General features: G+C 65.1%; 14 protein-coding genes. 4 read left to right on the top strand and 10 right to left on the bottom strand.

Annotation, left to right across the window (positions count from 1 at the left end; genetic code table 11):
* Positions 1-47 precede the first annotated feature (47 nt).
* Positions 48-911 (bottom strand): cytochrome c oxidase subunit II, encoded by an 864-nt coding sequence (gene coxB, locus U1E20_RS01180; RefSeq protein ID WP_409978753.1) that lies wholly within the window; start codon positions 909-911, stop codon positions 48-50.
* Positions 912-1,241: 330 nt separating this feature from the next.
* Here coxB and U1E20_RS01175 point away from each other — a divergent pair, with 330 nt between their 5' ends.
* Together U1E20_RS01175 and U1E20_RS01170 are read left to right on the top strand one after the other, a co-directional pair.
* Positions 1,242-1,775, top strand: coding sequence for an invasion associated locus B family protein (locus U1E20_RS01175; RefSeq protein ID WP_409978752.1), 534 nt, complete (start codon positions 1,242-1,244; stop codon positions 1,773-1,775).
* Complete coding sequence (locus tag U1E20_RS01170) at positions 1,753-2,406, top strand: hypothetical protein (protein WP_409978751.1); 654 nt, start codon at positions 1,753-1,755, stop codon at positions 2,404-2,406. Before U1E20_RS01175 ends, U1E20_RS01170 begins: the two co-directional genes overlap by 23 nt.
* 109 nt (positions 2,407-2,515) lie before the next feature.
* Here the strand turns inward: U1E20_RS01170 and U1E20_RS01165 are convergent, their stop codons facing one another.
* The 5 genes from U1E20_RS01165 to U1E20_RS01145 form a co-directional block, all read right to left on the bottom strand.
* Complete coding sequence (locus U1E20_RS01165; protein WP_409978750.1) at positions 2,516-2,995, bottom strand: ATP F0F1 synthase subunit B; 480 nt, start codon at positions 2,993-2,995, stop codon at positions 2,516-2,518.
* 11 nt (positions 2,996-3,006) lie between these two features.
* Complete coding sequence (locus tag U1E20_RS01160) at positions 3,007-3,585, bottom strand: ATPase (RefSeq protein WP_409978749.1); 579 nt, start codon at positions 3,583-3,585, stop codon at positions 3,007-3,009.
* A gap of 94 nt (positions 3,586-3,679) precedes the next feature.
* A complete protein-coding gene (locus U1E20_RS01155) occupies positions 3,680-3,901 on the bottom strand; it encodes a F0F1 ATP synthase subunit C (protein WP_409978748.1) in 222 nt (73 codons plus the stop codon).
* 45 nt (positions 3,902-3,946) lie between these two features.
* Positions 3,947-4,714 (bottom strand): F0F1 ATP synthase subunit A, encoded by a 768-nt coding sequence (locus U1E20_RS01150; RefSeq protein WP_409978747.1) that lies wholly within the window; start codon positions 4,712-4,714, stop codon positions 3,947-3,949.
* Positions 4,715-4,772: 58 nt separating this feature from the next.
* A complete protein-coding gene (locus U1E20_RS01145; protein WP_409978746.1) occupies positions 4,773-5,108 on the bottom strand; it encodes an AtpZ/AtpI family protein in 336 nt (111 codons plus the stop codon).
* Between the two features lie 314 nt (positions 5,109-5,422).
* Here U1E20_RS01145 and U1E20_RS01140 point away from each other — a divergent pair, with 314 nt between their 5' ends.
* Positions 5,423-6,022 carry a CPBP family intramembrane glutamic endopeptidase gene (locus U1E20_RS01140; protein ID WP_409978745.1) on the top strand — a complete coding sequence of 200 codons (600 nt, stop codon included), beginning with the start codon at positions 5,423-5,425 and terminating at the stop codon, positions 6,020-6,022.
* On the opposite strand, the gene U1E20_RS01135 is transcribed toward U1E20_RS01140, so the two are convergent.
* The 3 genes from U1E20_RS01135 to U1E20_RS01125 all read right to left on the bottom strand — a co-directional run bounded on the left by U1E20_RS01135 (position 5,977) and on the right by U1E20_RS01125 (position 11,321).
* A complete protein-coding gene (locus U1E20_RS01135) occupies positions 5,977-6,666 on the bottom strand; it encodes a ceramidase domain-containing protein (RefSeq protein WP_409978744.1) in 690 nt (229 codons plus the stop codon). The genes U1E20_RS01140 and U1E20_RS01135 overlap by 46 nt on opposite strands.
* Positions 6,667-6,737: 71 nt before the next feature.
* Positions 6,738-7,751, bottom strand: a complete 1,014-nt coding sequence (locus U1E20_RS01130; protein WP_409978743.1) for an AI-2E family transporter — start codon at positions 7,749-7,751, stop codon at positions 6,738-6,740.
* Between the two features lie 114 nt (positions 7,752-7,865).
* Positions 7,866-11,321, bottom strand: a complete 3,456-nt coding sequence (locus U1E20_RS01125) for a chromosome segregation SMC family protein (protein ID WP_409978742.1) — start codon at positions 11,319-11,321, stop codon at positions 7,866-7,868.
* A gap of 231 nt (positions 11,322-11,552) precedes the next feature.
* Here U1E20_RS01125 and U1E20_RS01120 point away from each other — a divergent pair, with 231 nt between their 5' ends.
* The gene (locus tag U1E20_RS01120) at positions 11,553-12,146 is read left to right on the top strand and encodes a gamma-glutamylcyclotransferase (protein WP_409978741.1); all 594 of its coding nucleotides are present in this window, start codon (positions 11,553-11,555) and stop codon (positions 12,144-12,146) included.
* A 243-nt stretch (positions 12,147-12,389) separates the two neighbouring features.
* On the opposite strand, the gene U1E20_RS01115 is transcribed toward U1E20_RS01120, so the two are convergent.
* Positions 12,390-12,788, bottom strand: coding sequence for a hypothetical protein (locus U1E20_RS01115; protein ID WP_409978740.1), 399 nt, complete (start codon positions 12,786-12,788; stop codon positions 12,390-12,392).
* Positions 12,789-12,904 lie beyond the last annotated feature (116 nt).

The following is a 12,904-nucleotide window of genomic DNA, read 5'->3' as shown; positions in this document are numbered from 1 at the left end:
CCTTAGAAAGACCAGTGTGTTCCGTTGCGTCTCGTTTCGGCGGCCGTTCAGCGGCTGTCGGCGGCGATCCGCACGCGCGCGCCGGCGGCGGCGTATTTCTGCTTCGATTCGGCGAGCCACTCATTGTATTTCTCGCGGCTGACCGCGCGGATGACGATCGGCATATAGGCGTGGTCCTTGCCGCAGATGAAGTAGCACTGTCCGTAATAGACGCCTTCCTTCTCGACCTTGAACCATGTCTGGTTCAAACGGCCGGGGATCGCATCCATTCGAACGCCGAAGGACGGAACGCCGAAAGCATGGATAACGTCGTTCGACGTGACATGGACGGCGATAACCTCATTGACCGGCACGAGCGCTTCATTGTCGACCGTCAGCAGGCGAAGTTCGCCGGGCTGAAGTTCGGACTCGGGCTTCAGCATCTGATCGAAGCCGAAGCCGCCGCCCTGATCCTCGGGATATTTATATGACCAATACCACTGGTTCCCGGTCACTTTGATCGTCACCGACGCCTCGGGCACCTCAACCTGTTGCGCCAGCAGCCGCAGCGACGGGACCGAGATGAACAGCAGGATCAAGACCGGAATCAGCGTCCAGATGATTTCAAGCGGCGTATTATGCGTCAGCTTCGAGGGAACGGGGTTCGCCTGCTCATTGAAGCGGTAGCAGACATATACCAGCAGACCCAAAACGAAGAGCGCGATGAACGAAATGATCGGCATCAGCACCATGTTGTAGAGCTGCTGCGTGCCCAGCCCGACTGGCGTGACCATATTCGGAAGGCCGAGGCCGCCCGGAACGGGCTTTCCCTCAACTTGCGCGAGCGCGACGCCGGCGCACAAAATCGCGGGAACCGTCACGGCGGCCGCCACTGCGCCGCGCGTCAGCATCTGTCGATTGACGTGAAACATCAAAGCCGCCTTCTTTGGAACCCTTCGCCAGCCAGTCGTTGTTCTTTTTTGTGATTTCCGTTCGAGGCCTGCCCAAAGCCCGCCCCGCTCGGTAGTCGGCCGGTTCAATCACAAACCGCCGCTGTGCGCAATTGCTTGCAAAGTCGGATTTGACAGACAAATCGTCGCGCCAAAGCCTTTGCCAAACAATGCAGCGAGGCGTCGGCGATCTTGACAGTTAAAGTCCATTTGATAGGCAACGACAGGTCGCGCCAAAGGCGCGCGGCGACCGCCCGCTTTCCCTGCGATGCTGAATTGGAGCCGGCGCGGCGCCGTCTTTCAGGAGACAGAATGAAGCCCTCGCGCGTTGCAAAAATTGGGCGCCTGATGCGACATCGGGTCGCGGCGGCAGGCGCGGCGATTTTGTTCGTCCTCGGCGCGGGCGCATATCCCGCGCAAGCCGCCGTCAAAGCCAAATTCGGCGACTGGGAAATGCGCTGCGAGACGCCGCCGGGCGCCGCGGCCGAACAATGCGCGCTGGCGCAAAGGCTGATCGCCGAGGACAACGCCCAGATTTTTCTCGTCATCCAGGTGCTCAAGACGAGCGACGGCAAAAGCCGATTGCTGCGCGTCATCGCGCCGCTCGGCGTGCTTCTGCCCAATGGGCTCGGCTTGAAGATTGACCAGACCGACATCGGGCGCGCCGGCTTCGTCAAATGCCTGCCAACGGGCTGCGTCGCGGATGTAACGATGGACGACAAACTGATCGATCAGCTAAAAAGCGGCAAGATCGCCACTTTCATCATCCATCAGGTTCCGGAAGAAGGCATTGGCCTGCCGTTGACTCTGCAGGGATTCAAGGATGGATTCGCAAAGCTGCCGTAACATTTTGGCGAATGGCGCGAGGGCCAAGCCGAAGAAGACCGCGCGGCGCGAGCGCCTTGCCTTCGCGCTTTCGACGTCAATCGCGCTGATGCCCGCGGCCGTCGCGGCGTTCGAACTGCCCAAGCTTCGCGTGCCTGGCATTTTCGGCGGCGAACAGAAGGAAGGCGAACCGCCGCCCGCCGGCGCGACGCCCGATTGTCCCGAAGTGTTCATCGACAGCGGCGCGGCGATGCTGCGTTCGCCGCCCGACGCCGACGGCGCCAATGTGCGCTACCAGCTCTCGCTCGGCGAAACCGCCCGCCAATGCGTCATCGACGGCGGCCAACTGACGATCAGAGTGGGCGTCGAAGGTTCCGCCGTGCTCGGCGCGGCCGGCCAGCCCGGCGTCTATGGCGCCAATCTTCGAGTGGCGATTCGCCGACAGAAAGACGACACGCTCGTCGCCTCGAAAATCTATCGTGTCAGCGCGTCGATCCCAAAGGGCGGAACGCGCGCCGAGTTTCAGGTGATCGCCGATCCGCTCACCGTGCCGGCGATGAGTCCGCGCGCGCAGGACGATTACGAAATACTCGTCGGCTTCGCCCAGGGCGCGGAGAAACCCGCCGGCGAGAAAAAGCGCCGCGGCGGATAGCCCGCCGCGATCAATCATACTTTTTTTGGATTGGCGCAGGATTCCCGGTCAGGCGTTCGGCCTACCGGGAATGGCGCGGTCCCAGCGAACGGATCCGCCGAAGTCCCGATCAGTGGGCGAGCGACTTCAATTCCTTGATGCCGTCGGCGACGAAATCCTTGCCGGCGGCGACGCCGCCCGCAATCGCGCGCTCGGCGATCTTGACCGCGGCGTCGGCCGCGGCGGCGCGCACTTCGGCCGAGGCCTGCGCCTCCGCCTGAGCGATCTTCTGCTCGACCTGCTTGACGCTGCGCTGCATGAATTCATCGAGACGGCGACGGCCTTCGGCGGCGATCATTTCCGCCTCTTCCTTCGCCTGGGCGACGATGGCCTTGGCCTCGGCTTCCGCCTCAGCGCGCTTCTGCTCGAAGGAGGCGAGGAGCGTCTCCGCTTCATTGCGCAGCCGTTCGGCCTCGGCAAGTTCGCCCTTGATGCGGTTGATGCGCGCGTCGATCAGCGCCGCGAATTTCGAATGCGCGCCGACCCACAGCATCACCAGCAGGAAGATCGTGAAGCCGACCGCGACGTAAAATTCCGCGTCGAAATGCATGGGGCGTCTCCTCAGTTCGACGGCGTCGCGTGATGCTTGGCGAGCGCGGCCTGGTCGACTTTCGCGCCGGTGAGCTTTTCGACGATCGCGGATGCGGCGTCGACGGCGATCTGCTCGACATTGGCGAGCGCCGTCGTCTTCGCGCTGGCGATACGCTCGTCGGCGGCGCGGATTTTCTCGCCAGCTTCTGTTTCGGCGATCGCGCGCTGCCTTGCGGTCTCGGCGGCGATCTTGTTTTGCGCGTCGCGGCCGATGGCCTGCGCCTCCTCGCGGCGGCGGCGAAGATTCTCGTCATTCGCGGCGGCGGCGGCCTGCGCCTTCGACTGCATCTCTCGCGCCGCGCCGAGATCGCCGGCGATTTTCGCGCCGCGGTTTTCGATAATGCCGCCGACGCGCGGCAGCGCGATGCGCGACATCAGCACGTAGAGCAGCCCGAAAATGATGACGAGCCAGAAAATCTGCGGCGCGAAATTCTCGGTCTGGAAGGGCGGAAAGGCGCCTTCGTGATGCGCCTCGCCGGCGCCGACCGACTCATGCGTTTCCTGCTCGCCCTCGGCGGCGAAAGCGGAAGAGATGATCGCCATGGACATGATGCAAGCCTTAGAACATTGACCGCGCGGCGGCCGCGCGGCGCTTAAAGCGCATGAAAACGAGCGCCCGGCCGCGAAGGCCGGGCGCGCAACGTCACGCCTTCAGGAACAGCAGGATCGCGATCAGAAAGGCGAAGATGCCCAGACCTTCGGCGAGCGCCGCGCCGATGATGGCGTTGGTGAACTGGGAGGCGGCCGCCGACGGATTGCGCAGCGCGCCGTTGACGAAATTGCCGAAGATGATGCCGACGCCGATCGCCGCCGCGCCGGTGCCGATCGCCGCGAGTCCGGCGCCGACGAGTTGCATTTCAGACATATCTTACTCCTGCTGGATGGGGCGACGTTTATTGTTCGATTTTTATCAGTGGCCCGGGTGAATCGCGTCGTTCAGATAGACGCATGTGAGAACGCTGAAGACGAAGGCCTGCAGACAGGCGACAAGCAGTTCGAGCGCATAGAGCGCGACGATGGCAAGGAGCGGGATCGGCGCGAGCGCCGCCCAGACGCCGGCGCCGAGCAGCATCACCACGAAGCCGCCGAACACCGCCAGCGTGATGTGGCCGGCGAGAATATTGGCGAAGAGACGGACGGAGAGCGACACCGGCCGCGACAGGAAGGAGATGATCTCGATCGGCACCAGCACGACCAGCACCGGCAGCGGCACGCCATGCGGCACGAATAGATTGAGAAAGCCGAAACCGTGGCGATAGAGACCGTAAAGAACCACGAGCGAGATCACCACGATCGCGAAGGCGAAGGTGACCACGATCTGACTGGTCACCGAATAGGTGTAGGGAACGAGCCCGATCAGATTGGCGATGAGAATGAAGGAGAACAGCGTGAAGACGAAGGGGAAGAATTTCATCCCTTCGGTCCCGGCGGTCTGGCGCACCATGCCGGCGACGAATTCATAGAGCATTTCGGCCAACGCCTGCACGCGGCCCGGCACGATCGCCTTCTTCGAAGTCGCAAGAACCATCAGCGCGACGACGCCGAGCGCGGCGATCAGCATGAAGAGCGAGGCGTTGGTGAAGGACGTCTCGATGCCCTGGATCTCGAAGGGCCACAGCCGATGCAATTCGAATTGCTCGATGGGATTGGGCTTGGCGGCTGCTTCTTCCGGATTCATCGCTCTTTCCGGGCGTCGCCGCCCGGCCCCGCTTGGCGCGTCGCCGCGCCCTTTCGTTCTAGTCCTCGCCCGGCCCTTTCGGCTTCGCCACGCGATAGACGTTCCAAAATCCCGCCGCGACGCCCAGCCCCAGCATGACGATCAGCAGCCATGGCGTCGTGCCGAGCCACTTGTCCGCCTGCCAGCCGATCACCGCGCTGACCAACACCGCCCCAACGAATTCGGAGAAGGCGTTGAGTCCCACGCGCATCGCGCGCGTAAAACCTTTGCGCTCGACCGGCGGCGCCGCTTCTGCGGCTCGCTCTTCGTCGACCTTCCGCAAGGCCGCATTGAGCTTTTCGAGCCGCGCATTGAGCGCCGCGCGCTCCGCGTCCTCTTCGTTCTCGTCGCTCATCGGCCTCTCGCCTCGCCTATTGCGCCATGCGCAAAATTTAACGATGGCGCGACGCCGCGCGACGGGAAAGTCGAACCGTTCGGGAGATGGCGCGAAACTCTCGGCTTGCGGCCGAGCCTTTCGAGCCGGGCGCAACATATTTGCGGGCCTTGATTTAGTCAAGGCGAGGCTCGTTAGAGTAACAAGCTGTATTTATTATGCATTGTTCAGCCTGCGACCATCTGCTGTCCGATGAGGCGCCGCAGCGCGTCAAATTACAGGCCTGCCGGCGCGGCGGACCGGAACTGTGACGGCCCCGAAATTGTTACGCTTTTATGACGCTTACCCCGCGATCTCTGGCGCCGCTCGTCGCCTTCACGCTCCTGTTGCTCGCGCCGAGTCTGGCGATCGCCGGCGGCGCGCTGTCCTTTCATTTGCGCTTTGAAGCGCTGCTCGTCGTTTCCCTTCTTTGCGTCGCCGCCTGCGTGCTCGGCGGATATTCCTTCGCTGAACTGGGGCTTGGCGCCCCTCGGGGCGGGCGCGCGTGGCTGATCTGCGGCACGCTCACTTGCCTGCTGCTGGCGGCGATCGTCGTCGAGGCGCAGTTTTTCAGCCATCCGCATGCGCCGCCGAATTGGATCGCCTTCGCGCCCTTTTATGCGCTGGTGTCGAGCCCCTGCCAGGAGATCGTGTGCCGCTCGATCCCCAAGCTGATCGCCGACCGGATGCAGATGAGCGGACGCCATTACGTCCTGTTTTCGTCGGCGGTGTTTTCGCTGATGCACGCCGCCTATGGCGATCCCGTCCTGCTCGCCAACACTTTTCTAGCGGGAGTCGCCTGGAGTTCAGCCTATCTTTACACGCGCAACGTCTGGCCCTTGACCGCCTCTCACGCCGCGGTCGGCTCCTTCGCCTTCTGGATCGGGCTTGCCTGATCGCGACGCGGCCCGGCGAGAATCGCCGCGCGCAGCAAAATCCACAGCACGCCGGCGTTGAGCATATGCCAAAGAACATGCGCGCCGAGCGGGATGGCCGGACAGATGGCGCGATCGATGGTTCGAAAGAAGAGCGAGACCGCGAAGAGAGCCGCGGCGACGGCGAGCGCGCGCGCTGTCTCGCGACTGCCGCTTCGCGGCCAGAGCAGCGCCGCGAAGATCGACAATGCGGCAAGCGCCGGCAGATAGCCGACCGAACCGTTCAGCGCCGTGATCGTACCCGCGAAAGATGCGCCGGCGGCGAAGGCGAGGGTGATCGCCGTCGCCGGCGCCAGCGTCAGTCCGAAGTAGCGGCGCAGCGCCAGCAGGAAATAGCCATAGATGAAAATCGCAATCGGGATCACGTCGAGCAGCATGGCGCCGCGCGTCGCCACCGTATGGAAGATGAAGCTGCCGACGCCGACCGACGCGGTGACGATGATCAGCGCGAGCGCGGGATAATCGGCGCGGCTCCGCCGCCAAAGAATGAACGCACTCGCGGCAGCGATGACGAAGGCGAAATTGCTCAAGGCGTTTGCCGGCTCCGCCCAGAAGGCCGAGCTCTGCCGCTCACAATAGTCGATCACCGGCGCGCGCCAATCCATGAGCGAATCTTGCGGTCCAATTGCTACGGCGCGACGACGCGCGCCCACCCTCCCCTTGAGGGGGAGGGTGTTTACGCTTTCTCCCCCGGCAGCGGCGTCCGCTCGCCGAGCGTGTCGCGCAGATAGAGCTTGATTACCGCGACATAGATCACGACCGTCAGCGGCGCGGCGAAAATCGTCGCGCCGAGCCCGAACAGCGTGCCGAAGGTCGCGATCGAAATCAGCATCAGCGCCGGCGGCACCCGCACCAATTGCCGCTGGATGAGCGGCATGATCATATTGCCGTCGAGCTGATGAATGGCGAGATAGGCGAGGATCGTCCACAGCATCGTAAGGGGCCCGATCGTCGCCGCCACCGCGACCGACGGAAAGATCGCCAGAATCGGTCCGATATAGGGGATGAATTCCGATAGACCCGATATGGCGCCGAGCGCGAAGGGCGACGGCAGGCCGATCAGCCACACCGCGACGCCCGACATGACGCCGACCGTCACCATTTCGATCATCTGACCGAGCAGCCAGCGGCGCAGCGCGGTCGAGACATGGCCAAGCGTTTCGCGCGCCTTATCGCGCCACTGGGGCGCGAACAGCAGCGTGAAACCTTCGCTATAGAGCCTGGGCTCGCTCGCCAGAAAGACGCCGGCGAAGAAGGCGACGAGCCCGCCCAGCACCGCTTCGACGCTGACGGTGAACGACCGTCCGATCAGACCCGACAGCGAAATATTCTCGCCGAAGGAATTCGGCAGATAGTCGGAGAGTCCCGCCCGGCTGATCGCGAGCGAAATGGAATTCGCTGCTTCCTCGGCGCTGCGCAGCACGTCGTGAAACTCCGACGCCATCGTGCGGCCGAAGAGATAGAAGGTTCCGCCGATGATCGAGGCGATCAGCAGCCCGGACAGCGCCAGCGCCGCGCCGCGCGGCAGACGGAGCTTGAGAAAGGGCGTCGCGACGAGATGCATCAGCGTCGCGACGAGCACCGCGCCTGTCGCCAGCACGATGACATTGAAGAGCAGCCAGACGAGAAACGGCGTAAGAGCGATGGCGACGAAAATCACCGAGCGCAGAAAAAATTCGCTTCTGGTCATTTAAGCTTCGCCCACTCCTGCCGCCGATGCGCCCGACGAGGGCAAGCGTCCTCGTCGGCAACAATTAGGGCGGCAAAAGCGCCCGAGCGCCGAGATCAAGACGGGCGTCGAAACTCAACTCGCCAGCGCGAATTTTTCCGCCTGCTCCAGATCGACGGAGACGAGTTGCGAGATGCCGCGCTCGGCCTGCGTCACGCCGAACAGCCGGTCCATGCGCGCCATGGTGATCGGATTATGGGTGATGGTGACGAAGCGCGTGTCGGTCTTCTTGCGCATTTCGTCGAGCAAATCGCAGAAGCGCTCGACATTGCTATCGTCGAGCGGCGCGTCGACCTCGTCGAGCACGCAGATCGGCGACGGATTGGTGAGGAAGACCGCGAAAATGAGCGACATCGCGGTCAGCGCCTGTTCGCCGCCCGACAGCAACGTCATCGTCGTCGGCTTCTTGCCCGGCGGGCGGGCGAGAATGTCGAGGCCCGCTTCCAGCGGATCGTCGCTTTCGACAAGCTGCAATTCCGCCGCGCCGCCGTCGAAGAGCAGCGTGAACAGCTCCTTGAAATGCTCGTTGACCTTGTCGAAGGCGGCGATCATGCGCTCGCGGCCTTCCTTGTTGAGGCTGGCGATGGCGGCGCGCAATTTCTTGATCGCTTCGGAAAGATCGTCGCGCTCGGCGATCATCTTCTCGCGCTGCGCCTCGACCTCGGCGAGTTCGTCCTCGGCGCGCAGATTGACCGCGCCGAGCCTTTCGCGATCGGCGCGCAGATTTTCGAGCCGGCGTTCGATGTCGGCGATGTCCGGCAGATCGGCGCCGTCCTTCACCTCGGCGAGTTCGGCGAGCGCCTGCGGCGTCGATTCGAGATCATGCGCGATGCCGTGCTCGACATCGGCGACGCGCTGACGGGCGGCCTCCAGCTGCGCTTCGCTCCTCGCCATGTCTTCGCGGGCGGCGCTCATCGCCTCAAGCGCGGCGCGGGCGGCGCGGTCTGATTCGGCGAGACGCGTCTCGGCTGAAGCGCGCGCGTCGGAGGCGTCGCGGCGGGCAGCCTCGGCCTCTTCGAGCGCGTTCATCAGCGCGCGGCGCTGGCCGATGAATGCGTCGGGCGCGTCGCTCAGGCGGACATGTTCCTCTTGCGCCGTCGCCAGCCGCTCTTCGAGTTCGCCGATGCGATCCTGGGCGCGGTCGCGCCGCTGCGCCCATGAGGCGGTTTCGCGCGCGATTGCCGAGAGCCGCGCGGCCCGCGCCGCCCTTTCATGGCGAAGCGACGCCAGCGCCGCCCGCGCCTCGCCAGCCTGGGCCCGCTCAGCCATGGCGCGGCCGCGCAGATTCTCCAGAGCGCCGGCAAGGAAAGCCGGCTCTTCGAGTTCGTCGAGCGACTGCGTGACGCCGGCGCGCTTTTGCGCCGCCTCGTCGCGGTTGGCGAGCGTCTGGGCCTTGGCTTCCTGAAGCGCCGAGAGCCGCTGGGCGATCTGCGCCTGACGCCGCTCCGCCGTCGAATGGCGCTCGCGCGCCTCCTCCATGAGGGCGCGGGCGCGGCGCTGGGCGTCGCGCGCCGCGGCGTCAGCCTCGGCGGCCTGACGCGCCGCCTCGCGCGCGGCGTTCAGCTCTTCCTTGAGCGCATCGGCGGTTTCGCGCGCCGCGGCGGCCTCGACGCGAAGATCGGCGAGCCGGTTCTTTTCGGCTAAGCGCCGCGCCGCGGCGGTCGGCGCCTCGGCGGCCTGGGTGAATCCGTCCCAGCGCCAGAGATCGCCCTCCTTGGAGACGAGCCGCTGCCCGGGCTTCAATAGCTTGCGCAGGCTTTCGCCCTCGGCGCGCAGCACGACGCCGATCTGCGCCAGACGACGCCGCAGCGCCGGCGGCGCCTCGACGCGCTCGCCGAGCGCCCGCACGCCGTTCGGCAGCGCCGGATCGCCCTCGCCCGGCGTCAGCGACCAATGCGCCGGCGCCGAATCATCGCCGGAAGCGTCGAGATCGTCGCCGAGCGCCGCGCCGAGCGCGGTCTCATAGCCCTTCTCGGCGGTCATGCTCTCGACCACCGGCGCCCAGAGGCCGCCCGACCCGGTCTGCAGCAAATGTTCGAGCGTGCGGGTCTCGGTCTCGAGCCGCTGGGCGCGCAGCGCCGCCTGCTCCAGGGGGGCGCGCGCGGCGGTCTCGGCCTCGCGCGCCTCGCGATAGGCGGCTTCGGCCGCTTGCGCCGTTTCTTCCGCGCCGCGCACGGCCTGCGCCGCCGCATCGAGCGCCTGGGCGAGGCGCTCGACCTCCTCGGCGCCGCCGCCCTGTCCGGCGATCAGCGCGAATTCGGTCTCGATCTTGGTCAGCTCCGCTTCGAAGCGGGCGACGCGCTGATTCTCGTCGCGCAGCGCGGCTTCGAGCGCGGCGCGCTTGGCGTTGACCCCGGCAAGCTGCTCCTGCGCGCTCGACAGTTCGGCCTCGGTCGCCGCCAGCGCCGTCTCGATTTCGGCAAGCCGCGCCTGGGCCTCGGCCTCGCGTTCGGCGTCGCGCGAATCGCCGCCCTGAAGTTCGGCGCGCTCTTCCTCCAGCCGGTCGGCCACTTCGGCCGCGTCCTGGATCAGCGCCCGCTCGCGTTCGAGATCGCGGGTGAATTGTTCGATATGGCGCTGAAGCTCGGCGATTCGCTCCTTGGCGCGCTGCTCGTCGGCCTCCAGCGCCTGACGCGCCACGACGAGGCGATGCAGGGCCGCGCCGGCCTCGGCCTCCTTCTCGCGCAGCGGCGGCAGCTCATGCGCGGCGACGGCCTGGAACTTCGCGGCCTCCGCCTGTTCCAGCGTGCGTTGCTGAACGCTGGCGCGGCTCGCGTCGAGCTTCTCGGCGGCGGCCTGCAGATGCTCCGCGGCAAGCTGATAGGCGACGAGCGCGGCGAGCGCCTCATTCTTGCGGATTTGCGCCGCGAGGCCCCGATATTTCGTCGCCTGGCGCGCCTGGCGTTTCAAACCATCGGCCTGGCTTTCGACCTGTTTCAGCACGTCTTCGAGGCGGGTGAGATTTTCCGATGCCGCATTGAGGCGCAGCTCGGCCTCGTGGCGGCGCGAATGCAGGCCGGCGACGCCGGCGGCGTCTTCGAGAATGCGGCGGCGCGCCTGGGGCTTCGCCGAAATGATCTCGCCGATCTGGCCCTGGCGCACCAGCGAGGGCGAGCGCGCGCCGGTAGCGGCGTCGGCGAAGAGAATCTGCACGTCGCGAGCCCGCACCTCGCGGCCGTTGATGCGATAGGTCGAGCCCTGCTCGCGCTCGATTCGCCGCGTCACCTCGATTGAATCGGCGTCGTTGAAGGCGGCCGGGGCGGTGCGGGCGGAATTGTCGAGGACCAGCCCGACTTCGGCAAGATTGCGCGCCGGGCGCGAGCCGCCGCCCGAGAAAATCACGTCGTCCATGCCGGACGCGCGCATGTTTTTATAGGAGTTTTCGCCCATCACCCAGCGCAGGGCCTCGACCAGATTCGACTTGCCGCAGCCGTTCGGCCCGACGACGCCGGTCAGGCCCGGCTCGATTAGGAAATCGGTCGGTTCGCAGAAGCTTTTGAAGCCCAGAAGGCGCAGGCGCTCGAATTTCATTGCCTTGAAGACCGCCACAAACTGCAGGGGAAAGCAAGAAAACCGACGCGATATGTTGTGGGAAGGCGTATCCTGCCGCGCAATAGGCGGTCGCCCTGTCAAAAGCCGGACGCCTTCGAATCACAATTTTCATTGCATCGCAGAAATGCGGCGGAAAAAATAGGCGGCGAGACGCGAGTCGCTTGAAAATCGGGTGAAACGCCGCGAAATCGCGAGGCTTCGAGGAGACGAATGGGTTCAGCTAGTCCGCGGGACGAAGATTTCTGGGTGTTCGGCTACGGGTCGCTGATGTGGCGGCCGGGCTTCGACTTCATCGACAGCGCGCTCGCCTGGGTCCATGGCTATCATAGGTCGCTGTGCATTTTCTCGCATGTGCATCGCGGCACGCCGGAGCGGCCGGGCCTCGTTCTGGGGCTCGACCGCGGCGGCTCCTGCCAGGGCGTCGCCTTCAAAATCGCGGCGCGCGAGCGCGACAAGACGATTCGCTATTTGCGCGAACGCGAACTCGTCACCTCGGTCTATCTCGAAAAGACCCTCGGCGTGCAATTCGCCGACGGCGGCTCGGTCAACGCCCTCGCCTATGTCGTCGACCGGACGCATTGCCAATATGCCGGGCGACTGCCGCCGGACGAAATGATTCGCCTGATCGCCGAAGGCGTCGGACTCAATGGCGACAATCCCGCCTATGTGCGCAACACCTACGAACATCTGCTGCGGCTCGACATCCATGACGCGGAGCTTGCCGAAATCGTCCGCCGGCTCGATCAGGATTCATGCAGGACGGGGCCGACCGGCGGCGCCGGCGACGAGCCGACGCCGCTTTGACGCGACGCTTCACGCACGAAAGCGCATCAACGCGCGCGACGCAACGCCTACGCTACTGATACGGATTCCGGTTGATCCGTTCGCTGGGGCCGCGTCTTTCCCGGCAGGCCGAAGGCCTGACCGGGAATCCAGGGCCAATCCAAGAACGCTGGTTTTGCTCTGGATTCCCGATCGCGCGCGTTGCGCGCGTCGGGAATGACATCCGAGCAGATCAAACGGATGTCGTATGACAGGTCCGCGGGATCAGTTGAGCAGCGACGCGGAAAGATCGCGCAGCGTCGCGGCGTCGGCGCAAAAATGCACATGCCATTCGGCGACGCCGAGTTCGCGCGCCATTTTGCGCAGCGCATGGCGGTCGCCCGCCGCCCGCTCCTGCGCCAGGAAAACGCAAACCGGGCGAGTCGCGAGGCCTTCCCGCGCGACGCCGATGACAACGCCATTGGTCACATCGGCGATGAATGATTCTTCGCCCGACTGAAACACCGAGCAGACGTAGCGCCGGCCCGATGCGCCGCGCCAGGAAAAGAACCGGCCGCGCAGCGAATCCGTGTCGGCGAGCGACTGAAGCGCCTCGCCGCGCGGCGCGGAAGCGTTGATAGCCAGGGGAGAAACGCTGAAAGACGGGTAACGAGGTTGATACATGGCACGATCCGCCGCTAAGAAGACGAACACGGAACATGACTAGAACGAAACAGGCACGCCGTCAAGAATGCGCGCGCCCGTCCAAATCTTTTGGGTTCCTGGCAAAAGACAGGACA

Origin of the sequence: Methylocystis sp. (genome assembly GCF_046349115.1) — a bacterium.
Lineage (GTDB): Bacteria > Pseudomonadota > Alphaproteobacteria > Rhizobiales > Beijerinckiaceae > Methylocystis.
The sequence above is the reverse complement of the archived record's forward strand: the minus strand, read 5'-3'. Positions and strand labels throughout refer to the sequence as shown.

Bases quoted from the DNA above. Each gene is read 5' to 3' on its own strand.
- coxB (WP_409978753.1), bottom strand. From the start codon at position 911: ATGTTTCACGTCAATCGACAGATGCTGACGCGCGGCGCAGTGGCGGCC.
- U1E20_RS01175 (WP_409978752.1), top strand. From the start codon at position 1,242: ATGAAGCCCTCGCGCGTTGCAAAAATTGGGCGCCTGATGCGACATCGG.
- U1E20_RS01170 (WP_409978751.1), top strand. From the start codon at position 1,753: ATGGATTCGCAAAGCTGCCGTAACATTTTGGCGAATGGCGCGAGGGCC.
- U1E20_RS01165 (WP_409978750.1), bottom strand. From the start codon at position 2,995: ATGCATTTCGACGCGGAATTTTACGTCGCGGTCGGCTTCACGATCTTC.
- U1E20_RS01160 (WP_409978749.1), bottom strand. From the start codon at position 3,585: ATGTCCATGGCGATCATCTCTTCCGCTTTCGCCGCCGAGGGCGAGCAG.
- U1E20_RS01155 (WP_409978748.1), bottom strand. From the start codon at position 3,901: ATGTCTGAAATGCAACTCGTCGGCGCCGGACTCGCGGCGATCGGCACC.
- U1E20_RS01150 (WP_409978747.1), bottom strand. From the start codon at position 4,714: ATGAATCCGGAAGAAGCAGCCGCCAAGCCCAATCCCATCGAGCAATTC.
- U1E20_RS01145 (WP_409978746.1), bottom strand. From the start codon at position 5,108: ATGAGCGACGAGAACGAAGAGGACGCGGAGCGCGCGGCGCTCAATGCG.
- U1E20_RS01140 (WP_409978745.1), top strand. From the start codon at position 5,423: ATGACGCTTACCCCGCGATCTCTGGCGCCGCTCGTCGCCTTCACGCTC.
- U1E20_RS01135 (WP_409978744.1), bottom strand. From the start codon at position 6,666: ATGGATTGGCGCGCGCCGGTGATCGACTATTGTGAGCGGCAGAGCTCG.
- U1E20_RS01130 (WP_409978743.1), bottom strand. From the start codon at position 7,751: ATGACCAGAAGCGAATTTTTTCTGCGCTCGGTGATTTTCGTCGCCATC.
- U1E20_RS01125 (WP_409978742.1), bottom strand. From the start codon at position 11,321: ATGAAATTCGAGCGCCTGCGCCTTCTGGGCTTCAAAAGCTTCTGCGAA.
- U1E20_RS01120 (WP_409978741.1), top strand. From the start codon at position 11,553: ATGGGTTCAGCTAGTCCGCGGGACGAAGATTTCTGGGTGTTCGGCTAC.
- U1E20_RS01115 (WP_409978740.1), bottom strand. From the start codon at position 12,788: ATGTATCAACCTCGTTACCCGTCTTTCAGCGTTTCTCCCCTGGCTATC.